Annotated in this window: 17 protein-coding genes and 1 pseudogene; 9 read left to right on the top strand and 9 right to left on the bottom strand. The window is 65.1% G+C overall.

From position 1 onward, the window contains the following. Positions 1-176: 176 nt before the first annotated feature. The 6 genes and pseudogenes from G7007_RS05935 to G7007_RS05960 all read right to left on the bottom strand — a co-directional run. Positions 177-959, bottom strand: a pseudogene (locus G7007_RS05935) (phage late control D family protein); the annotation flags it as partial. A 568-nt stretch (positions 960-1,527) separates the two neighbouring features. Further along, positions 1,528-2,889 carry a c-type cytochrome gene (locus G7007_RS05940; protein WP_181099899.1) on the bottom strand — a complete coding sequence of 454 codons (1,362 nt, stop codon included), beginning with the start codon at positions 2,887-2,889 and terminating at the stop codon, positions 1,528-1,530. An 11-nt stretch (positions 2,890-2,900) separates the two neighbouring features. Next, positions 2,901-4,670, bottom strand: coding sequence for a GMC family oxidoreductase (locus G7007_RS05945; protein ID WP_181099901.1), 1,770 nt, complete (start codon positions 4,668-4,670; stop codon positions 2,901-2,903). A 36-nt stretch (positions 4,671-4,706) separates the two neighbouring features. Then, positions 4,707-5,423 carry a gluconate 2-dehydrogenase subunit 3 family protein gene (locus G7007_RS05950; RefSeq protein ID WP_181099903.1) on the bottom strand — a complete coding sequence of 239 codons (717 nt, stop codon included), beginning with the start codon at positions 5,421-5,423 and terminating at the stop codon, positions 4,707-4,709. 580 nt (positions 5,424-6,003) lie between these two features. Next, entirely contained in the window at positions 6,004-6,819 is an 816-nt protein-coding gene (locus G7007_RS05955) for an OBAP family protein (RefSeq protein ID WP_181099905.1), read from the bottom strand. 49 nt (positions 6,820-6,868) lie between these two features. After that, a complete protein-coding gene (locus G7007_RS05960; RefSeq protein ID WP_181099907.1) occupies positions 6,869-7,624 on the bottom strand; it encodes a DUF72 domain-containing protein in 756 nt (251 codons plus the stop codon). A gap of 182 nt (positions 7,625-7,806) precedes the next feature. Between G7007_RS05960 and G7007_RS05965 the strand changes: the two genes are divergently transcribed. From G7007_RS05965 to G7007_RS05985, 5 genes are all read left to right on the top strand, one after another. Continuing rightward, entirely contained in the window at positions 7,807-8,124 is a 318-nt protein-coding gene (locus G7007_RS05965) for a DUF2388 domain-containing protein (protein WP_060393622.1), read from the top strand. 232 nt (positions 8,125-8,356) lie between these two features. Further along, positions 8,357-8,803, top strand: a complete 447-nt coding sequence (locus G7007_RS05970) for a hypothetical protein (protein ID WP_181099908.1) — start codon at positions 8,357-8,359, stop codon at positions 8,801-8,803. Between the two features lie 221 nt (positions 8,804-9,024). Continuing rightward, positions 9,025-10,074: a YVTN family beta-propeller repeat protein gene (locus G7007_RS05975; protein WP_181099910.1), complete on the top strand. Its 1,050-nt coding sequence runs from the start codon at positions 9,025-9,027 to the stop codon at positions 10,072-10,074. 274 nt (positions 10,075-10,348) lie between these two features. Further along, positions 10,349-11,122, top strand: coding sequence for a ParA family protein (locus tag G7007_RS05980; protein WP_181099912.1), 774 nt, complete (start codon positions 10,349-10,351; stop codon positions 11,120-11,122). Positions 11,123-11,399: 277 nt separating this feature from the next. Then, a complete protein-coding gene (locus tag G7007_RS05985) occupies positions 11,400-13,154 on the top strand; it encodes a glycoside hydrolase family 15 protein (protein ID WP_181100093.1) in 1,755 nt (584 codons plus the stop codon). Positions 13,155-13,451: 297 nt separating this feature from the next. Here G7007_RS05985 and G7007_RS05990 read toward each other — a convergent pair whose 3' ends face one another. Further along, a complete protein-coding gene (locus G7007_RS05990) occupies positions 13,452-14,558 on the bottom strand; it encodes a Gfo/Idh/MocA family protein (protein ID WP_181099914.1) in 1,107 nt (368 codons plus the stop codon). Between the two features lie 215 nt (positions 14,559-14,773). Here G7007_RS05990 and G7007_RS05995 point away from each other — a divergent pair, with 215 nt between their 5' ends. Both G7007_RS05995 and G7007_RS06000 read left to right on the top strand, forming a co-directional pair. Continuing rightward, positions 14,774-15,574 (top strand): hypothetical protein, encoded by an 801-nt coding sequence (locus G7007_RS05995; RefSeq protein ID WP_181099915.1) that lies wholly within the window; start codon positions 14,774-14,776, stop codon positions 15,572-15,574. A gap of 267 nt (positions 15,575-15,841) precedes the next feature. Next, complete coding sequence (locus G7007_RS06000) at positions 15,842-17,188, top strand: MFS transporter (RefSeq protein ID WP_181099917.1); 1,347 nt, start codon at positions 15,842-15,844, stop codon at positions 17,186-17,188. A 120-nt stretch (positions 17,189-17,308) separates the two neighbouring features. Here the strand turns inward: G7007_RS06000 and G7007_RS06005 are convergent, their stop codons facing one another. Beyond that, positions 17,309-17,995: a lipopolysaccharide kinase InaA family protein gene (locus tag G7007_RS06005; RefSeq protein WP_181099919.1), complete on the bottom strand. Its 687-nt coding sequence runs from the start codon at positions 17,993-17,995 to the stop codon at positions 17,309-17,311. Between the two features lie 775 nt (positions 17,996-18,770). Here G7007_RS06005 and G7007_RS06010 point away from each other — a divergent pair. Then, entirely contained in the window at positions 18,771-19,541 is a 771-nt protein-coding gene (locus tag G7007_RS06010; RefSeq protein WP_181099921.1) for an NAD(P)-binding domain-containing protein, read from the top strand. Between the two features lie 191 nt (positions 19,542-19,732). After that, positions 19,733-20,377 (top strand): DNA oxidative demethylase AlkB, encoded by a 645-nt coding sequence (alkB, locus tag G7007_RS06015; protein ID WP_181100095.1) that lies wholly within the window; start codon positions 19,733-19,735, stop codon positions 20,375-20,377. A gap of 33 nt (positions 20,378-20,410) precedes the next feature. Here alkB and G7007_RS06020 read toward each other — a convergent pair whose 3' ends face one another. Further along, complete coding sequence (locus G7007_RS06020) at positions 20,411-21,193, bottom strand: hypothetical protein (protein WP_181099923.1); 783 nt, start codon at positions 21,191-21,193, stop codon at positions 20,411-20,413. Between the last annotated feature and the right edge of the window lie 20 nt (positions 21,194-21,213).

Below are 21,213 nucleotides of genomic sequence, written 5' to 3' on the forward strand. Positions count from 1 at the left end.
CTCGCAGCGAGGCGCCTTGCATACGCATGATCATTAGCGTTACGCGCTCTTCGATGGTCAAGTGGGTGTAGTGAGTAGTCATGCAGCACCTTACCTCGGGTGTTGCACTTGGTCACTGAGACCGCCATGCCTTCGTCAAGATCGGAATAGCCGTAAATTCCCTCGTACTCGAACATTTCGTACTGGCCGATCTCGCCTTGCTGGTTGATCGAGTCGAGCTGCACCAGGTGCGGGTTGCGCGGCTGCTTGTAATCGAAGGACTTGAGGGTCAGTCGGGTCGGCTGCAGGCGGCGGCTGGACGACCATGCCGTGATCGAGTCGGCGGTCTCGGTGACCGAGGCACTGTGGTAGCGAATCACCGGCTGGCGCTCGAGCGGCGGCAGCTCGCTGCTGTCGTCGCTGATGATCATCCGGTGGCCTTCCTGGCTGTGCTCGAAGGTGAAGAACAGCCCCTCCTGCTCGAGCAGGCGCAGCACGAAGTTGAGGTCCGATTCCTGATACTGGGTGCAGTAGCTGATGGGCTTGAGCGGCTTGCTCAGGCGGAACTCGTGTTCGGCAAGGGTCAGGTAGTACTCGAAGACTTCCTTGATGATCTGTTCGGTGGTCTTGTCCTGGAAGATGCGCGAGTCGCGACGTCGACTGAGGATCCAGATCCACGGCACCAGTTGGGCGGTGTAGTTGGCGATACCGCCGTCAGCGCCCGTGTGCACGAAGTCTGCCACATGGGCGCTAATGTAGCGTGTGCTGCCATCGGCCAGCGCAATGCCTAAGGTGACCTTCTTGCCAATCAGCTTCTTGAGTTCGATGCGTGCGTCTTGAGAGATCAGATTGACTTGGAAGTTGAACAGCTCGAGATGGCTTCGCGGCCAGAGAAACTCAGGAGTTGCAGCTCCTGCTCGAACGGCAGCGGCGAATCGAAGGTGAACAATCGGTTGTGTTGGGCGAACGTGGACTTGAATGCGTCCATCAACATATCACTGCGTCCTGCGTCAAGTGGAAAACTGTCCTATGAAAGCGTGCTGAAGCACACGTGTCAACCAGTTGGATCCCAATCAGAGGTGGCCGTTCAACCGCACCCCAGCGAAAACCCTGATTGGTTCAGGGTCGCAAGAGAAAAACCCAAAATTTGTTTCCAATTACATCAGGCGATTACGACTCACAAAGAACCACGCGCAAGGATTCACTACAAACAAAGTGTGAACACGATAGGCAAGCAGACCGCTACACTACAAACAATTTGTTTATCGAGCTACCGTCACTTTAAATACGAAAACACTCACTCCTAAATAGCCTGCCAACAGCAATTAGTACCTCTATAGCAAGAGCCTTTATTAAATTTGAATAGCATTTTTATTTTTAAATTACCCCTATTCAATATTGAAAACTTTGGTCATTTGAAAAGAAAAACGCGCAGTACGCATACAAAAAAAGGGGCATACCGCTCACACGATACGCCCCTCCCCTTCGCAGCCCTCGGCTCACCCCACGCCGCTGACCACTTGCAGCATGCAGCTAACCCCTAACTGCTCACTCCTTGTCACTCGGCTTGAGCACCTTGTCCCCATGGGTATCCAGCGTCGCCCGTACCTTGGCCACCGCCTCGGCACTGACCACCGAGGCTTCGTTCGACCAGCCCTGGCGCAGGAAGCTGGCCAGCTCCGCCACCTCCTGATCGCTCAACCGCTGGGCGAAGCCTGGCATCGGCAGCACCGACGGCGCGCGTTCGGTCGATGGCGTCTGCGCGCCGGCCAGGATCACGTGGATCAGCGCGGTGGCGTTTTCGGCGTTGACGATGGTAGCGCCGTCCAAGCGAGGGAACACCTGGGAGGCGCCTTCACCCGAGACGAAGTGGCAGGCGTTGCAGTTATCCAGGTACAGCCGCTGCCCCAGGGTCAGGTCCTTGGCGGCGGTCAGCTTGGCGGTGGTGGCCTCGCTGCGCGCTGGCTCGTGGCGGTAGCGATGGCCTTCGCCGTCGATCGACTTGAGGTAGGCCGCGATGGCCTGGAGGTCATCGTCGGTCATGTGCGAGGTGCTGTTGGCGACCACGTCGGTCATCTCACCGGCCACCGAGGCCTTGGCGTTGCGGCCGGTGCCCAGGTAGTCGACGATCTCCTCGTCGGTCCAGTGCTTCATGCCGCGCAGCGCCGGGACGGCCCAGCCGTTGAGTTCGGCACCGGCGAGGTAGTCGCTGGCGCTGTCGTCCAGGCCCTTCTCCTGCATGGTCAGGGCCCGCGGGGTGTGGCACGAGCCGCAGTGGCCGAGGCCTTGCACCAGATAGGCGCCACGCGCCAGCTGGGCATCGTCGGCCACGCCCGGCGAGGGCTTGGCCGCTTCCTCGACGCTTGGCGAGAACAGCGCGCGCCAGTAGGCCAGCGGCCAGCGGATCGACAGCGGCCAGGGGATGTCGTTGGCGACGTTCTCCTGGGCCACCGGCGCGACGCCGTGCATGAAGTAGGCGTACAGGGCTTCGAGGTCCTGGTCGTCGACCTTGGCGTAGGACGGGAACGGCATGGCCGGGTACAGCGCGCTGCCGTCGTGGCCGATGCCGCGACGCAGGGCACGCTCGAACTCGCCGTAGGTCCAGTCACCGATGCCGGTGGCCTTGTCCGGGGTGATGTTGGTGGAATAGATGGTGCCGATCGGCGAGGCGATGCCCAGGCCACCGGCGAACGGCTTGCCGCCGTCGTGACTGGTGTGGCAGGCCACGCAGTCACCGGCACGGGCCAGGTAGGCACCTTTGTCGATCAGTTCGGGCGTCACCGGCTGGGTCATCTGCGCGCTGGCATCGCCGGAGCGGTTGAGCAGCAGGCTCACCGCCCAGCCCAGCAATACCGCCAGCAGGCCGAGGATCACCAGGACCAGCAGGATGGAGCGGAATCGAGTCTTCATCGTCGCGCGCCTCATGCCTGCACCAGTGGCCCAGGGTTCTTCAGGTACTGGTCCTTGATCGCCTGGGCGGCGAACAGGGTCAGGGCGCCGATCAGCGCGGTGGGGTTGGCCTGGAAGTTCTGCGGGAAGGCATTGCCGCCGGGCACGAAGACGTTGTGCACGTCCCAGCTTTGCAGGTAGCGGTTCAGCGCGCTGGTCTTGGGCGATTCACCCATGATCGCGCCGCCGACGTTGTGGGTGGAGACGTACTGGGTGATGTCCCAGTGCGATTCCATGGTCAGGTAGCTTTCGCTGAAGCTGTCCGGGTTCAGCTCCTTGGTGATGTCGCCGACGATGCCGCGCAGGTACTGCTGCAGCTTCAGCTCGTTGGGCTTCCAGTCGAAGGTGATGCGCAGCAGCGGCTGGCCCCACGGATCCTTGTAGTTCGGATCGAGGTCGAGGAAGTGCTCGCGGTAGGACATGCAGCCGGTGGAGATGCTGACCTTCATGGAATGGCCGTACCAGTCCTGCAGGCCTTCCTTCCAGCCATCGCCCCAGTCCGGGGTGCCGGCCGGCAGCGCCGTGCCGATGGGCGCGCCGGTGGCCTGGGAGCTGTGGATCTTGGCGCCGCCAATGACGCCCAGGCCCGGGCCGTCGAAGTTGCCCGGCGAGATGTCGTTGAACATCTGGCCCGTGGCGCCAGCGGTGGCGAACGGGTTGAAGCGCTTGTCCTTGAAGAACAGCGTGCTGCCGCCGACGCTCAGGTAGGCGTAGTTGCGCCCGATCACGCCTTCGTTGGTCATCGGGTCATACGGCTTGCCGATGCCCGAGAGCAGCATCAGGCGCACGTTGACGAACTGGAACCCGGCCAGCACGACGATCTTGGCTGGCTGGAAGACTTCGTTGCCGTCGTTGTCGGCATAGGTCACGCCCCGGGCGGTCTTGCCGTCCGGGTGCAGGTCGACGCGCAGCACGTTGGCGCCGGTGCGGTAGGAGAAGTTCTCCATGCGCTTGAGCGAATCCATCACCGCCGTCTGGGGCGAGGCCTTGGAGTAGTTCAGGCACGGGTACTTGCTGCAGAAGCCGCAGTAGTTGCACGGGGCGATCTGGTTGCCGTAGGGGTTCTTCCAGGCCCGCGACACGTTGGCCGAGGGGTTGGGGAACGGGTGGTAGCCCAGGTTGCGGGCCGCCTGGGCGAACATCGTGTTGTTCAGCGTGTCCTGCAGCGGTGGCAACGGCGCCGGATTGGAGCGCGGCCCTTCGAACGGGTCGCCGCCCTCGATGATGCGGCCCTGCAGGTTGCCGGTATTGGCCGACAAGCCACAGATCTTGTCGAACTTGTCCATGTACGGCTCCATCTCTTCCCAGGTGAAGGGGAAGTCGCCGATTTCCATGTTCTCGGGCAGCTGGCCAGGCTTGTAGGCCTGGTCGGCGTAGGTCTTGAGCTTGAGGTCGGTGGGCGTCGGGCGAATCAGCACGCCGGTCCAGTGCAGGCCCGAGCCGCCGACGCCGGTGCCGGGCACGAAGGCGCCCCACTGCCGGGTGGGCAGAGCCACGGTGTTCATGTTGTGACGCACGGTCAGGGCTGCCGCCTTGGGCGTGACCATGATCTTGTTGCGCAGCCCGTAGGCGTACTGGTCCGCCGGCTTGGGGTAGGCGAACTCGGCGTTGGTACGGTCTTCGCCGCGCTCGAGGGCGCGGACTTTCAAGCCGGCCTGGGCCAGCTCGATGCTCATCAGCGAGCCGGTCCAGCCGAGGCCGACGACGACGACGTCGACTTCGTCATTGGTGATCTGTGCCATCTTTGCAATCCTTCAATACTGCCGCTTGTCCAGGGTTCAACCGCGCGCGCCACTGAGGCTGACCGGTCCGAGGGGGTACGGGACGTTGTGCTGGGCAACCCATTCCAGGTAGCTGGCGCGGGCACCGGGGAAGCCGATGGCGATCCACGCCTTCATGCCGCGGTTGCCGCCGTAGATCGGGTCGGCCAGGTAGCCCTGTTTGGTGTTGTTCAACAGCTCGGTGAAGAACAGTTTGGACTTGAGCGCGGTTTCGCCGGCGGCGGTGAAATCCACCTGCCCGGCCTGCAACTGCTTGAGCACGGCGGTCTGGGTGGCCGCGTCCAGCGCCGTGAAGCCACGACCATGGGCGGACTGGCACCAGGCCTCGGTGCAGGCGATGCCCTTGCGGTAGATGTCCTGCGGCGTGTAGGGCAGCTGGTAGCCCAGGGTGGGCGGTGCGTTCACATCGAACGGCCCTTCCAGGTACAGTTCGCTGCCCAGGTCGCCCGCCAGCTGCTGGTCGAGGAACACCGGCACGTTGGCTTCCAGGCCGCCCGGACCACGCCCGCCGGCAGGGATCAGACGGTCGCAGGCCGCCATGACGAAGGCCCATTCGGTGGCACTGAAGAAGGTCGGGTGGTAGGCATCGAGCTGCGGCGCGATCATCTCGGCGGCATCGGCGGCGCTCAGGCCCTGGATCGTCACCCCGATGGCAGGCAGTGCGATGAGCGAAGAAAGCAGAAACTTCCTCCGTGAGGTTTGCTTCGACAACATTGTGGATTCACCTATGGCTGATCACTAGGGACCGGGAGTACGTGCTGACTTCTGTCGGTCAGCTGGTGCAGATGAACACTGCGGCGATCTGCCACACTTCCCTGGGGTCAGGCAGTCGACTGTTTGCGCGCAAGATGGTTCATAGCTGGCTAACATCTTGTCATAGTTGGTGGCTTGACAGGTAGCTCGAATGCCGTTGGGTGGCTTTGGATGTGGTTGATGTGGAAGGGGTTTTGGAGCGTTGAAGAGGGCTTTGGCGAGCGGTTTGGATAGGTAGATGGAGGATTCTGTCCAAGGGCTGGGCTGGTCGGGCGGGTATCGCAAGAAGGTTCGGTGGGGCGGGTTTTGTGGGCCCTGCGGGCCCAATCGCGGCCGGTCCGGCGCCCCGGCAGGGGCCGCTCACAGGAGATCGCAGTGGGCTGCGTCACCGCAGCGATGGAGCGGCCCCGTGCCGCGATTGGGCCCGCCAGGGCCCATGAAATCAGCCACCCCATGCATCAGGCAAACCGCCGCTACCACAGCGAGATATAAAAACGCCTCCTCTCCCTGCAACCAAGGCTCCGCCCTTCCTACCTCCCCATCAGCGCCCACCCTCCGACCGCGCATTCTCATCCTGCGGCGTAGCTGGCCGTGGTTTCACATGGTCGTGCCCGGTCGGGTCGGGAATCTGCACCACGTGCCCACTCTGCCAGGCATCGGCGCCCCGCTCCACCGGTGCCGGGCGAATCGAGGCTCGGGCGCGGCGATGCTCCTGGGTATCGACCTGCATGCGCAGGTCACGCTGACGGACCATTTCGGCATCGGCCTGGCCATCGGCGGTGAAGCCCATCATCAGCTGCGGCACGCCCAGGGGCAACGCCTTGTCCTGGTCGGTGTGCCAGGTGTGCCAGGTCTTGCCATAGGTGTCGGCCAGCTTGGCCATCAGGCGTGTCTCGGCGGCCAGCGGCACGCCTGGCGCGATCAGCTGGCCCGAGGTGATCTCGTGGGCATGGCTGTGCCACAAGGCCTTCTCCTTGGCCGGCAACTGGGTGAACAGGCGCTTGCTGATGATGTATTCGACCCCCATCAGGCGTGCGTCGCGCTGGTTGCCATCGTAGATCACGCACTGGATGAGTTCTTCGTTGACGATGGCGCAGTAGTGATGGGCCTCCATCTGCACGTGCGGATGGCCGTTGTAGAAGTGGAAGCCATCGAGGTACGTGTTGAGCTGATCGATGGGCGCCTGGCTCTGCAGGGTCTGTGCGCCCAGCTCCAGCAGGCGGGTGTCGGTCTGCTTGGGTGCGCCCGGCACGTCCACGGGCGAGCCGGTGTCACGGCCGGCGCAGCCTTGCAGGGCCAGGCACAACAGCCCCAGGCCGGCGATGACAGTGGTGTGGGAACGTCTGGCGATGGGCATGGTGTCCTCCTTGAGCACGAATGAGCGCGACCCCTGAGCGTCGCTTGTGCTATAGCAGAGGCCGTGGCGGCGCGAAAGTTTGATCGGCTTGCACCTGCACGCGTGCACGCAGGCTCAGCGCGTTGCCCAGAGCGGCACCGGCAGCCGTGTTGTCAAAGATGCACCAGACAGGTACGCCGGAGGCTGCCGAGTCGAGCAGGCGTCGCGTGAAGGCGTCCAGCCAGGGGGCCGGGTAATCGCTGTAGTACATGCGCGGCATGCCGTGCAGACGCCAATACACCAGTCTGGCCCAGCCCGATGGTTGGTCATCACCGGTGAACCGTGATGGATCGACCGCCGCACGGGCAATGCGCAGGTCGTCGAGCAAAGGTTGTGCCTGTCGCCAGGACGGGTGGCGCGGTTCGATGACCAGCCCGCCCTCGTGGCGCGCACGCAGGGCACGAAGAAAGGCCTCGACCAGGGCCGGGTCGAACACCAGCGAAGGCGGCAGCTGGACCAACAGGCACCCCAACCGTTGCCCCAGCTCGCCACAGCCGTCGAGAAACGCATCCAGGGCGGCTTCGCACGCCACCAGCCGCCGCTCATGGGTGATGGCCTTGGGCAGCTTGACGCAGAAGCGAAAGTCCGGGGGCACGGCTTCGGCCCACCGCGCATAAGTGGCCGGGCGATGGGGGCGGTAGAACGAGCTGTTGATTTCCACGGCATTCAGGCCAGACGCGTAGCGTTGTAGCTGGCTGCCCTCACGCGGAAAATGTTCGGCATGGGGCTGCGACAAGGTCCAGCCTGCGGTTCCCAGGTAAATCATCGGTGGCCTCCTGTACCTGTCAACGGTGGAGCGACCTGCACAGCGCTTGGTTCCGGTCAGTTGCACGCCCCAGGCCAATGTGCGAGCGCCGATGCGCGGCAGCGATTGAACTACTCCCCTGCGTTTTCGATCTCAAGCGACAGTGGTACCCACCTTGGCTCCAGGCTCTCGGAGAATACGTCATGCGCCATCTATTGCTGGTTCCTTCGCTGCTGCTGTGCCTGCCGGTCGGCACGGCCCTGGCCGACAACACCGTTCGTCACGTGGCGACGTCGGCCGGTATCTCGGCCTCCCTGTACTCGACCTTCAAGGACGACAAACGCATCATTCCGGCCCAGGACGAGCTGTCCGCATTCGTGGCCAGCGATGGCGCGATCCGCGGTGCCTACGTTGAGTCGGCTCTGCAGCAGGTTCGTCAGTCCAATCCTGGCCTGCAAGCCAGTGATGCAGACCTGGCCAAGGCGATCCTGGCGCACGACGAAAGCGTCGCCAGCCGTTAAGGCCTGCACATCGGCCGGCCAGTCGCGCTCGCGCTGGCCGATCGACGTCCGACGCTCCACTCATTGCCTGGCCTTTCCTGCTTCGTCTTTGCCCTCCCCCGGCGATCCCACTGCCCATAGCCTTCTGCCTCTGCCCAGTCGCACCGCCTCGACCGTCCGTCCGTTAAAGGGCACGCCTGCGCCTGGACGTTGCCCCATCTTCAGTAGGTCAATCCCATCCAGGAGACTCACCATGAAGCGAATTCGTCCACAACATATCGCTCTTGCACTCTGCCTCGGCATCGCAGCGCCCATGGCCATGGCGGCCACCACCGGTGCCCAGACACCCGGCAGCCCTGCCACTGCACCCGGCACCAATGGCTCTGCAACCGGTGCCGGTAACGGCGGCGGTGTCGACAACTCCAGCTCCGGCAGCATGAACGGCGGCACCGGCTCGACCGGTAGCGGCATCAGCCACGACACTGGCAACACTGGTGCCGAGGGCGCCACCGGTTCTGGCGCGGGCATGGACTCCGACACCTCGGGTGGCGCGGGCACTGCACCCGGCTCGAACTCGGGCGTCGGCGGCAAGACCGATGGCGGCAAAGGCATCGGCAACCCGACCGGTGATGGGGTCGGCACCGGCAGCGGCGGTAGCGGTTCCGGCATGGGCAGCGGCTCCAGCGGCGCTGGCAGCTGATCGATCCATGCGTGCGCCCTGGCCGTCCAGGTCGGGGCGTGATGATCGATTTGCGGGGCGTGCACGCCCAGTGATGCCCTGCAGTCGACCTCAGCACCTCACCTGTTTGTCCCCCCTGCTCCAACCGCCTGCCTCGATCCAGTCGAACTCCAAAATCCTTCGTCCAGTCACACGGTCAGTGCTGCGGCACTCGACACCCGTGCCTCACAAGGAGATTGGACATGCGTTTCTCATTCCCCCTGCTTCGTCTGCATGCGCGCCCCCTCGCCCTCGCGGGGCTGTTGCTCGGCGGCGTGCCTCTGGCGCACGCCGACGATGTGCTGCTGGTCGGCAACAAGGCTGGCGCTACGGTCTCGGCGCTGAACACCGACGACGGTCACCCACTGCTGACCTTCCCGGTCGGCACCGGCCCTCACGAAGTGGCCGTGTCGGGCAACCGGCAACTGGCCGTGGTCGGCAACTACGGCGCCCCGCACCAGGCCAACAACAGCCTGAGCGTGCTGGACTGGCCAGGACGTAAAGTCACGCGCACCATCGACCTGGGTGAAAATGCGCGTCCTCATGGCATCCGCTTCCTGCCCGATGGGCAACGTGTGGTGGTGACCACCGAGGACAGCCAACGCCTGCTGGTGGTGGACGTCATGCAGGGCAAGATCCTGGACACCATCGACGTCGGCGGTGGCAAGCCGCACATGGTGGCGCTGTCGCCCGATGGCCAGCGGGCCTACGTCACCCACGTCAAGAGCGGTACGTTGTCGGTGGTCGACCTGCAGGCCAAACGCAAGATCGCCACCGTCCCCACCGGCAACGGCACCGAAGGGATCGCCATCAACCCGGCCGGTACGCAGATCTGGGTCAGCAACCGTGAGGGCAACGACGTAGCCATCGTCGATGCCAAACGACTGGAAGTCACTGAGCGGATCCGCACCGGTGTGTTCCCGATCCGCATCGCGATGACCCCGGACGGCAAGTACGCCCTGGTCACCTGCGCCAAGTCGGCCGAGCTGGCGGTGATGGACGTGGCGGCCCAACGCGAGATCAAGCGCATTGGCCTGAGCAAGGAAGGCGCACAGTACCGCCGCACGCAACTGGGCGCCGAGGCCCTGCCGATCGGCGCCACAGTGTCGACCGACGGCAAGCACGCCTATGTGGCCATCAGCGGTGGGGACGAGATCGCGGTGATCGACACGTCCAACTGGACGGTCACCAAGCGTTGGCCGGCAGGGCCGGAGCCGGATGCGCTGGCGATCGTCGAAGCACGGGGAAAATGACACGGTGCCAGGGCAGGTTCGGCAAGGACAGAAACGTCGGCCGTTGAATCACCTGCCCCCTCCATTGGGCCAACCCTGCAAGCCTTCCAGGCTCATGGTTGACCTCATCCCAGGCAGACCGCTCGCACACGACGCTCCAGAGCGCCTGGACCCGCTAGAAAGCGCCTGCCTTGGGCCGTTGTCTTAAAACTGTCATCTCCACGTCATAACCTCTTTGCCATCGTGACACCCCGTCATCTCCCGGCCGACAGGCCCCTCATGGAAGGCACCCCCGATGCGTCGCGTGGTTTTCAATCAAAAAGGCGGCGTGGGCAAGTCCAGCATCGCCTGCAACCTGGCGGCGTGCAGCGCCGCACAGGGCTACCGCACGCTGCTGGTCGACCTCGACGCCCAGGCCAACGCCACCCACTACCTGACCGGTCTGAGCGGCGAACAGACGCCCCCTGGCATCGTCGACTTCTTCAAGCAGACGCTCGTGGGCAAGGCCGCCGGCCTGAAGAACCGCGTGGCGATCACCGAGACTCGACACGACCACCTGCACCTGGTCACGGCCAGCGCCGAACTGCTCGACCTGCAACCGCGACTGGAGAGCAAGTTCAAGATCAACAAGTTGCGCAAGCTGCTGCTGGAGCTGTCGGAAGACTATGAGCGCATCTACATCGACACGCCCCCGGCGCTGAACTTCTATGCCTTCAGCGCACTGGTGGCGGCCGACCGGCTGCTGATCCCCTTCGATTGCGACCGCTTCTCGCACCAGGCCCTGCAGCAGGTGATGGCACACGCCGAAGAACTGCGCCAGGACCACAACGAGGACCTGGTGGTGGAAGGCGTGGTGATCAACCAGTTCGACGGGCGCACGACGCTGCACCCGGCCCTGATCGAACAACTGATCGCAGAGGGCCTGCCGGTGCTGCCCACTTACCTGAGCCATTCGGTGAAGATGCGCGACTCCCATGAACGGTCGTTGCCCTTGGCCCACCTCGCGCCCCGGCACCGGCTGACGCAGGAGTTCTTCGCCTTGCTCGAGCGCCTGGAGCGCCATGCCTGAACAGCGGCGTCGTGCAAAAAGACGAACCCTGTACACCGCCGTTGGTCGATAGCCAAAGGGCATCATCGAACGGATGCGCCCTGCATGGCAGGTGGACCGCAGCGGGGCGACGGCGGCAAGCCGGCGCCCACAGGTTCGATCCAAGCCGATGCGATGCTCGCTCGCGTTCGTTCAGTGCCTGATCGCTTTCTATCCTCTGACACAGTGGGGCTTCATGAACGATTCTTCGACGACTCGATGGCAGCAGGCAGACCCGGCACGTGACGCCGACGGCTACCTGCCCCTGGAGGCCTACGGCGCACTGGGCGATGGTCGCTCGGTGGCGCTGGTCGGGTGGGACGGCAGCATCGACTGGTGGTGTGTCCCGCACATGGACTCGCCACCCCTGTTCGACCGCATCCTGGCGCCCCAGACCGGTGGGTATTTCCAGCTTCGCCCTCAGGGCGCCTTCACCGTGGCACGGCGCTACCTGCCTGGCAGCAATGTGCTGGAAACCTTGTTCAGCACGTCCAGCGGCAAGGCCCGCGTCACCGAATCGCTCAACAGTGGCCCGGCCGGGCGCCTGCCCTGGGCGGAGCTGGCCCGTCGGGTGGAATGCCTGGAAGGGTCCATGGTGTTCGAGGCGACCATGGCCTTCGGCACCCAGGCCGACAAGATCGCCCCTTACCTCACCCCCAACGACAACGGCTGCGTGTTCCATGCCGGCCAGGTGCTCGGTACCTTCCTGCACGGCGTCCACACCTGCGTCGAGCGCCGTGACGACCTAGGCCTGCAGGCCTTCATCACCCTGCAGCAGGGCCAGCGCGACGTGGTAGCGCTGGTCGCCGGGTACGACGAACCCCTGGTGGTGCCGTCGCTGGACCTGATCGATGCGCGGATCGACGGCTCCGACAAGGAATGGCGCCAGTGGTCCGAGGGCCTGCTCTACGAAGGCGACGATCACGGCCTGGTAGTGCGCAGCGCGCTGGCCCTGAAACTGCTGCTGTCCTCCCCCAGCGGCTCGATCATGGCCGCTGCGACCACCTCTCTGCCCGAGCGCATCGGCGGCGACAAGAACTACGACTACCGCTTCGCCTGGGTACGCGACGCCGGCTACACCATCGAAGCGTTCATCGGCATCGGCGCGCTGCCCGAGGCCCAGGCCGCCTTCAAGTGGCTGCTCAAGCGCCTGGGCGAACACGGCCCGCAGGTCTGCTACACCCTCGACGGCTGCCTGGGCGAGACGTCCTCGCCCATCGACCTGCCCGGCTACAAGCACTCCCCGCCCATCGTTGGCAACCGCGCGGTGGACCAGCACCAGCACGGCATCTTCGGCGACATCTTCGAAACCGCGCGCTGCTTCATCGACAAGGGCAACATCCTCGACGCCTCCAGCGCGATGGTGCTCTCGGGGCTGGCCGACCGCTGCGCCGACAGCTGGCGCCTGGCCGACTGCGGCATCTGGGAGCTGCCCGAGGCGCGTCACTACACCATGTCCAAGATCAGCTGCTGGCAGGCCCTGAGCCGGGCGGTGGAACTGGCCGACGGCGGGCACTTGCCGACCACCTGCCGCGACCGCTGGAACCGGGAACGGCAGCGGGTCTACGATTGGATCGAAACCCATTGCTGGAGCGAACAGCGTCAGGCGTACACCTTCTATCAGGGCAGCGACGACGTGGATGCTTCGCTGGCGCTGGCCGTGCGTTTCGGCTACCCCAACAAGGCGCGACTGCGCTCGACACTGGAAGCCATCGACGACGAACTGCGTCATGGCGCGTTCCACTACCGCTACAGCCACGTACACGAAGAAGAGGCCTGCTTCCTCGCCTGCACGTTCTGGATGGTGCAGGCCTTCAACCTGCTGGGCGAAGGTGCACGGGCGCGACAGCTGTTCGACGACGCGGTCGCCGGCCTGCACCGCGGGGTGGGGATCTATTCGGAGATGGTCGAAGCCGACACGGGACACTTCCTGGGCAACCTGCCCCAGGGGCTGACCCACCTGGCGCTGCTGGGCGCCGCGTGCAGCCTGGCCGGGATCAACCCGGAGCGCTAGGTGGGAGGGCGCTCGCCGCCCTGGCACCGTGCTCGCTGTCGTGTGAAGCACGTGGCGATAGCGGCGGGCCCTGAAGGTTTATCGCTGATCGATGTCTGAGGCCGCTTTGCGGCCCCTGTGCCGCGATTGGGCCCGCAGGGCCCACAGGCTTCATGAATCATCTTCCCCTGAAATCCAAAGCCACAAGCCACAAGCCACAAGCCACAAGCCACAACACCAGCGTTGCCTCAATGTCCTCTCGGCACCTAGCCTGCCGCTCTACCTTCCGCTTGCAGCTCACCGCTCACCGCTTGCCGCTCACTGCGTCGGATCCTCAGTGTCGACATACTCCGGCACCTTGGCCAACGGGAACTTGCGTTGCTGGTCGCGCCGCGCATGGGGCTTGGACGCCAAGGGCTCGAGCGTCTGCGGCTTGCCGGTTTCCAGGGCGCGTTCGATGGCCTCGATCACGCGCACGTCGCGCCAGCCTTCCTCGCCGCACGGCTCGACCGGCAGGTTCTGCAGGATGCAATCGGAGAAGTAGGCGGTCTCGCCAGCGAATTGATCGACCACCGGGAACGTATGCACCGTGGTGTCGTCGTCGAAGGTGGCGCGGTAGGCGATACCGACGCCCTCCCCGTAGCCGAAGCAGGGCGAGGCCTCGATCTCGCCCTTCGTCCCCAGCAGCTGGAAGCGCTCGGAGCTGGGCAAGGTGTAGCTGACGGTGAACTGGGCCAGGCGTTCCTTGGGGAAGCGCAGCGACACGGTCACCGTATCCCAGGTGTTGACCTCGCTGCCCGGCGAGCGCACCCCGACCGCGCTGACTTCGATGGGCTCTGCATTGAACAGCTGGCGCACCATGTTCAGCGGATAGGGCCCCATGTCCGGCACCGGGCCAGCGGCGAAGCCGCACTGGGCGCGGTGATTGCTCGGGCGCACGGTCTGGGTGAAGGTGGAGGTGAACAGCCGGGCATCACCGAAGTCGCCCTTGTTGACCCGCTCGATCATGTCCAGCGTGCCAGGTTCGGCGTGCAGCCGATAGGCGATCATCAGCTTGGCACCGGAGCGTTCAGCGGCCGCATTCATCTGCTCGCAGTCCTGCAAGGTCGCGGCCATGGGCTTTTCCAGCAGCACATGGATGCCAGCCTCGAGGGCCGGCACCACGAACTCGGTGTGGCGGAAGTTCGGCGTGGCGACGTAGACCGCGTCGATTTCGCCCGATTGCAACAGCTCGGGAAACTGCTCGTAGGTGTAGCTCTTCAGGCCGTAGAGGCCGGCCAGCTTGTCGGCCTTCTCCGGGTCTCCAGTGACCAGCGCGGTCATCACCGAGTTGTCGGTCTGGCCCACGCCTGGCATGAAAGCGCCTTGGGAAATCGAACCGCCGCCAACGACTGCGTAACGGACCTTGCCATCTGAACTGGGCATGTACTGCTCCTTCGTCATAGGGTGTAAGGCTCTAGAGCTGTGGGCAAACGCACGCCGGGTGAGTTCAGAAATTCTCATCCACCGCTGACTGCTTTCAGCATCGTTCACAGGAAAAAAAACGTTACGCGCCTGATTTTTCGTTCGCGCACTGATGATCTACGCTGCGCGCGCACGTTTTAACCGGCCTCAGACGCCGCTCATGCCAAGGAAGCATTATGTCCGCTCTACCCCACCGCCCCACCTGCCTCGCCCTCGCCGCCTCGCTGCTGTGCATGACCACCCTGCTCCTGGGCTGTCACTCACGCCCTGCACCGCCTCCCTCTGCCGCCGAACGCGAGGCGACCGACCTGTTCTCCCGCCATGCCCAGGCGATTCTGATGCGCGACATGGGCAAGGCCAACGTCCGGAACCTGAGCGGTGTGCTGCGCTTGAAGATCCGCCTGGCCGCCGACAACAGCACCACCGGCTGCGACCTGCTGTCCGTCGACCGCGTGCGCGACGCACCGTTGCTGCTGGCGGCCAACCGGAGGGGCAAGTCGCCCAGCTCGACGGCGCTAAAACGCCTGGTCATCGACCAGTGCTGGAAGAGCGTGTATCCAAAGGCACCGGCCTCGCTGCGTGACGCTGACGGTACGGTCGAGATCATCGCGCCCCTGGTGATGCAGTCGGTCGTCTGGACCGAGGCCGACAAGGCTCAGGCCCGCACGCGCGGCGCGCTGCACACCTTCATGCGCCAGCAGGTGCTGGTGGGCGAACGGGTCGACAGCATCGGTCAGGCGAGCCTGCTGTACCGCACCGATGCCCATGGAACGGTCGAGGCCTGCATCGTCAACCTCACCCCCCTGGCTGCACGGCCCGAGGCCTTTCGTCCCGATGCCGACCTGCAGACACGCCTGGCACGACGCTGCATGGGCCTGGACCTGAGTCAGGTGCCAGCGCTGGCACGCGGTGACGACGGGCGGATCGCCGGTACGGTGCAACTGGACTATGCCCCCTGGAGCGTCAACCGCCCCTGACCACGCCAGGCATCCATCCATGGGAACCACAGGCCCGGCGCGCATGCGACACCACCGGTCGCTGTCAGGCATGGACCCCTTCCGGGCCCTCCTCCTATGATGGTTCGCGCACACAAGCCGGGGCGAGCCTGCCCTGGCCAGCGCATTCCCAATAACAAGGCATACCCCCTCCTTCCCACCTCTGCCTCACTGATCCGTCTCATCACAACAACACGCCCACGGCCCTCGCAGGCCCACGGCATGCACAAGAATCGGGAGAGCACTCGCATGTCCACACTTCATGATGTACCACCGGCCACCTTGCGCCGAGTCATCGCCGCAGCCGCCGTCGGCAACTTCGTCGAATGGTTCGACTTCGCCGTCTACGGTTTTCTCGCCACGCTGATCGCCAGCCAGTTCTTCGCCAGCGGCGACGCCAGCGTGGCCCTGCTCAAGACCTTCGCGGTGTTCGCGGTGGCCTTCGCCCTGCGCCCCCTGGGCGGCATCGTCTTCGGTGCACTGGGCGATCGACTGGGCCGCAAGCGCATCCTGTCGTTGACCATCCTGATGATGGCCGGCTCGACGACCTTGATTGGCCTGCTGCCGACCTATGCGAGCATCGGCATCCTGGCACCGATCCTGCTGACCCTGGCGCGTTGCATCCAGGGCTTCTCCGCCGGCGGCGAGTACGCCGGCGCCTGCGCCTACCTGATGGAGCACGCGCCCCGTGATCGGCGTGCGTTCTATGGCAGCTTCGTGCCGGTGTCGACCTTCTCGGCCTTCGCCTGCGCCGCCGTGCTGGCCTACGGTCTGGAGGCGAGCCTGTCCAGCGAGGCGATGGCCAGCTGGGGCTGGCGCATTCCGTTCCTGATCGCCGCGCCCCTGGGCATCGTGGGCCTGTACCTGCGCTGGCGCATGGAAGAGACTCCGGCGTTCCGTGAAGCCATGAGCGAGGGCAAGGTCGCCGAGCATTCGCCGCTCAAGGACACGCTGCGTCACCATGGCCGAGCCATGCGCAACCTGGGCGCGTTCATCTCGCTGACGGCGCTGTCGTTCTACATGTTCACCACTTACTTTTCGACCTACCTGCAGCTGGTCGGCAACCTGACCCGCGCGCAGTCGCTGCTGGTCTCGACCGTGGCGCTGCTGTTCGCGGCATTGGCCTGCCCCCTGGCCGGCGCGTTCTCCGACCGCGTGGGCCGACGCAGGACCATCGGCTTCACCTGCCTGTGGGTAATGCTCTGCGTGTTCCCGGCCTACTGGCTGGCCAGCTCGGGGTCGGTGGCGGCGGCGATCGTCGGGGTGATCCTGCTGGCCATCGGCGCCCTGCTCAGTGGCGTGGTGACCGCGGCACTGCTCTCGGAAACCTTCCCGACACGTACCCGCTACACCGCCTCGGCGATCACCTACAACGTGGCCTACACCCTGTTCGGTGGCACCGCGCCGCTGGTGGCGACCTGGCTGATCGGCGTGACGGGCAGCAGCCTGGCCCCGGCGTTCTACCTGGTGGTCATCGCGCTGGTGGCGTTGGCAGGTGGCCTTGGACTGCCGGAGACGTCGCAGATCTCGTTGCACGACGAGGTCGGTGGCAGCGACGAGAAGACAGGATGGATGAAGGGCCGGCCCGTGCCGTGAAGGCAGGCCCGATCAGCCTGTGAACGCACACGCGGCCTTGCGGCGCCAAAAGGCGCGCAAGGCCGCGTTGAATGACGCCTCAGGCCGTGGCGGCAGCGTTGCCAGCGAAACCGTGCGTCCTCAGGCCACCGCTGCCCCGAACACGTAGCGATAGCCGTTGCAGAACGCCTGCCATTCCGCCTCCTGCCAGCCCGAGCGGCGCTTGACCTGCCTCAGGTCATGCCGGCTGGCCTTCCTGGCCGTGAGGCGCTTGCGGGCCTTTTCGAAGTCCAGCAAAGCGACTTTGATGCCCGGCTGACGTGCGTCGATGAACACATGTTTGGTGTACAGGCAGCCATGCTGCCAGCGTCCGAGGTTCAGTTTCGCCAGCGTACGTCCGTAGGCTTCCAGGATTTCGTGATGCAGCGCGTGCCCCACCGTCTTGTCCAACCCCTGCACGTAGAAGTCTTCCAGCGACATGTAGCCGTCCAGGGCGCCGGTCACCATCACCGCCTGCCATTCCCCGGTCTGCTTGTGCACGTCGCTGTACACCAGCGACGGGGTGGTCACGCCCAGGGCGCCGGCGGCGCGAATGGCCTTGACCTCACGGGCGACCGTGGGGTAGCCGAAGGGGTGCAGCAGGCTGCGGTAGATATGGCCGACCTGTTGCTTCTTGTAGAACGTCAGGCCGCCGAGGGCAACGCGCAAGACACCGCTCTCGCCGCCTCGGCGCACGTTCGGCGGTTCGACCCACTCGCCCGGCGCGCTCAGGATATCCTTGACCGGCGGGCAGGGAAGCCCTGGCTCGGTCGTCGTGTCGTGTGTCATCAGAACCTCTGCCCGGTCAGGACATCTGCGTTTTTAGTGAAAACGGCCCACTATCGGCGTGGCCGCGGCCTTTGACAAGCGTTCAGGGGGGCTGGTTTCCAAGGGGCGTCGATGCAAGATGGGCAATCGTCGTGTGGAACGGGCGCCTGGATCGGAGGATTTGGGGGGATGGTGTGGCGGCGGGGACCTGTGATCGGCTGTTGTCTGGGTCATGGCCAAGTCTGCAGGTGTACTGCCGGCGCGGGTGGGGCTTACCTAGGACGGGGCGGATGTTGTGGGCCCGCAAGCCCCGAAGTTACTTGTTTGAAATCAATAAGATGGGCTGGTGAGCCCAACGGGCCATGCTTTTTAACGTCTTTACCTGAAACGATGTGGACCACATCGCTGATCTGGCAGAGCGGTTCACTCCTTCTGTAGGAGCAGGCTTGCCTGCGATGCAGGCGGTGATGGACCGGACGCTATCGCGGGCAAGCCCGCTCCCACACGTTGGATCGCATTGCTGATCTGACAAACTGGCGCGACTTTTCTGCGCAGCCCCTGCCAAGGCGCCGGACCGGCCGCGATTGGGCGCAATGGGCCTCTAAAACCCGCGATACGCAGGTAATCCCTGCTGACAATTCCCCAATCTCAGCGCCATGACCACCACCCGACCCCGCCGCAGCCTGGCCGCCAGAGACTTGCCCTGCGTATAGTGAAGGGCCGGCGAGGCGATTGTCCCTCGCGCCTGTTTCCGGGTGGCCGTCTCGAACCGGCCATCTCACACCAAGGAGATGACATGAACACGCTGGGCATCCTGGGCGTCGGCGAACTGACAGAAACGATGGTCCGCGGCCTGCGTCGCAGTGGCTATACCGGCGCCATCGCGCTGTCTCCCCGCAATGCCGAACGCGCGGCCGCCCTGGCCGAGCAGGAAGACTGCCAGGTCCTGGCCAGTAACCAGGCTGTGGTCGAGGCGGCCGACCTGGTGATTCTCGGCGTGCGACCCGATGTGCTCGACACCGTGGCGGCACAGGTATCCCTGCGTGAAGGCCAGCCACTGGTGTCGCTGCTGGCAGGCGTGAACCTGGCACGCCTGCAAGAGGCCTTCCCGGCAGCGCGCTGCCTGCGTGCCATGTTGTCCTATGCGGCGCAGTACAACGCCACCACTGTCGCCCTCTGCCCACCGGATGACCTGGTACGGCGCGTGCTCGAGCCGCTGGGGACGTTGGTGGCGCTGAACGACGAGCCGGCCTTCGAGCTGGCCACCGTGGCCGCGTGCATGAACGGCTGGTTCTACTTCCTGCTGAACGACCTGCAGCGCTGGTTCGTCGACCAGGGCCTGCCCCAGGACCAGGCCCGGGCGCTCGTGCTGGGCAACCTGCAGGACTGCCTCACCAGCGTCCGCGCACAGCCGGAACGATCGCTTGAGGCGTTGGGCGAAGCGATCGCCACCCCTGGTACCTTCACCGCCCAGGGCCTGGCCGTGCTGCAGGCTCATCCGTCGGCGCTGAAGTGGGATGCGGCGTGTGAGCAGGTGTTGGCGGGGCTGATGGGGAGGCAGGCGTGAGCCGTGAGCGGCAAGCGGCAAGCGGCAAGCGGCAAGCGGCAAGCGGCAAGCGGCAACGTCAGCGACGCCTCAACGTCCCGTCAACCCCTGACGCATCGCCCTACCGTCAGCTTGCAGCTTATAGCTTATAGCTTGTAACTCACCCACCCCCTACACTGCTCCACCCCCCCTTCGCTCACGGAGGCCGCCCTCTGATCCAGTCGGACCTGAACCTGTTCGGCCCGCAGCCGCAGCGCCTGGCCCCGTGCACGGTCCTGCTGCCTGGCTTCGCCCTGGACAGCGTCGAACCGTTGCTCGATGCGCTGCGCCCGGTGCTGCGAGCGTCGCCCTTTCGCCATCTCCAGACCCCTGGCGGTCGGCGCATGGCCGTGGGCACCAGCAACTGCGGCGCGCTCGGCTGGGTCAGCGATGCGCGCGGCTATCGCTACACGCCGCTCGATCCGCTCAACGGCCAGCCCTGGCCGGCCCTGCCGCCGCTGCTCGTGGCGCTGGCCACGCGTGCCGCGGCCCTGGCCGGGTTCGAGGGCTTCGTGCCGGACGCCTGTCTGATCAACCACTACCAGCCCGGCACGCAGTTGAGCCTGCATCAGGACCGTGACGAACGCGACTTCACGCAGCCGATCGTCTCGCTGTCGCTCGGGCTGCCTGCGGTCTTCGTATTGGGAGGGATGCAGCGTGGCGATCCGGTCGCACGGATACCGTTGAGCCATGGCGATGTTTTGGTCTGGGGCGGCGAAGATCGCTTGCGCTTTCATGGTGTGTTGCCGGTCAAGCCTGGCCACCATCCGCGCCTGGGCGAGCGGCGCCTCAACCTGACCCTGCGCAAGGCTGGCTGACGGCGCCTTCACGCGCCGCCTCGCCGCATGGGCTCACTGCCGCCCGGCGGCCTGCTCGACCAGCAGTTTCCAGTTCAGCGCCTCTTGCCAGTCCGCGCCGAACGGCAGCTGCACCCACCACGGATCCTGCCCGGCCGCTTGCACCTGCACGTTGAGCGTGAAGCTGCGCGAGGTGCTGTCGGTCGTGGTGGTGGTCGAGTGCGACCTGCCCTTGCCGATCATACCCATGTGCTTGTTGAAGGCGAACACGCTGCGCCGCCCGTGGGTGGTGGTGGTCTGGGACGTGCTCTGGGTGAAGGTCTTCTCGTCGACGTGGACCTGTTTGACCGCACGCGGTGCGTCGATCAGCACCTGCCGATCGCCCAGGTCGCCACCGGACACATAGAGCGTCTGACGGTCTGGAAACACCCCGAGCATCCGGCCACTGCGGCAGATCCAGCGGTAGGCGCCCAGCGACTGGCTGGCCAGGAACGCCTTGCCGGCCTCCAGGCGTGCCGAGCCCAGCGCCGCCTGGGCGCGCTCCAGTGCCCGTGCTTGTGGACGCCAGAGCAGCGACAACGGCACAGACAACAGCCACAGCAGGCACCAGATCAACACCGCATAGATCGGCCCACCGATGTAGTGCCCCTGCCAGACCCACTTGAGCAGCAGGTAGGCGCAGTACGCCGTCTGCACGCCCATGAAGACCCGCATGACCTGGCGCTGACGCTGCTGCAGGTGCCGCTCGGCCTGGGCGACCTGTTCATGGGCCGTGCTCAGGGACGCGTCGGCGGAAAAGACGGTGATGGGCGAAGCGAGCGAGGGAGAATCGGACATGGGCATCCTGCGCAAGGGAA

The organism is Pseudomonas entomophila, assembly GCF_013523125.1.
Classification (GTDB): Bacteria; Pseudomonadota; Gammaproteobacteria; order Pseudomonadales; family Pseudomonadaceae; genus Aquipseudomonas; species Aquipseudomonas entomophila_B.

Excerpts from the sequence above, each read along its gene's own strand:
- G7007_RS05940 (WP_181099899.1), bottom strand. The coding sequence starts at position 2,889 with ATGAAGACTCGATTCCGCTCCATCCTGCTGGTCCTGGTGATCCTCGGC.
- G7007_RS05945 (WP_181099901.1), bottom strand. The coding sequence starts at position 4,670 with ATGGCACAGATCACCAATGACGAAGTCGACGTCGTCGTCGTCGGCCTC.
- G7007_RS05950 (WP_181099903.1), bottom strand. The coding sequence starts at position 5,423 with ATGTTGTCGAAGCAAACCTCACGGAGGAAGTTTCTGCTTTCTTCGCTC.
- G7007_RS05955 (WP_181099905.1), bottom strand. The coding sequence starts at position 6,819 with ATGCCCATCGCCAGACGTTCCCACACCACTGTCATCGCCGGCCTGGGG.
- G7007_RS05960 (WP_181099907.1), bottom strand. The coding sequence starts at position 7,624 with ATGATTTACCTGGGAACCGCAGGCTGGACCTTGTCGCAGCCCCATGCC.
- G7007_RS05965 (WP_060393622.1), top strand. The coding sequence starts at position 7,807 with ATGCGCCATCTATTGCTGGTTCCTTCGCTGCTGCTGTGCCTGCCGGTC.
- G7007_RS05970 (WP_181099908.1), top strand. The coding sequence starts at position 8,357 with ATGAAGCGAATTCGTCCACAACATATCGCTCTTGCACTCTGCCTCGGC.
- G7007_RS05975 (WP_181099910.1), top strand. The coding sequence starts at position 9,025 with ATGCGTTTCTCATTCCCCCTGCTTCGTCTGCATGCGCGCCCCCTCGCC.
- G7007_RS05980 (WP_181099912.1), top strand. The coding sequence starts at position 10,349 with ATGCGTCGCGTGGTTTTCAATCAAAAAGGCGGCGTGGGCAAGTCCAGC.
- G7007_RS05990 (WP_181099914.1), bottom strand. The coding sequence starts at position 14,558 with ATGCCCAGTTCAGATGGCAAGGTCCGTTACGCAGTCGTTGGCGGCGGT.
- G7007_RS05995 (WP_181099915.1), top strand. The coding sequence starts at position 14,774 with ATGTCCGCTCTACCCCACCGCCCCACCTGCCTCGCCCTCGCCGCCTCG.
- G7007_RS06000 (WP_181099917.1), top strand. The coding sequence starts at position 15,842 with ATGTCCACACTTCATGATGTACCACCGGCCACCTTGCGCCGAGTCATC.
- G7007_RS06005 (WP_181099919.1), bottom strand. The coding sequence starts at position 17,995 with ATGACACACGACACGACGACCGAGCCAGGGCTTCCCTGCCCGCCGGTC.
- G7007_RS06010 (WP_181099921.1), top strand. The coding sequence starts at position 18,771 with ATGAACACGCTGGGCATCCTGGGCGTCGGCGAACTGACAGAAACGATG.
- G7007_RS06020 (WP_181099923.1), bottom strand. The coding sequence starts at position 21,193 with ATGTCCGATTCTCCCTCGCTCGCTTCGCCCATCACCGTCTTTTCCGCC.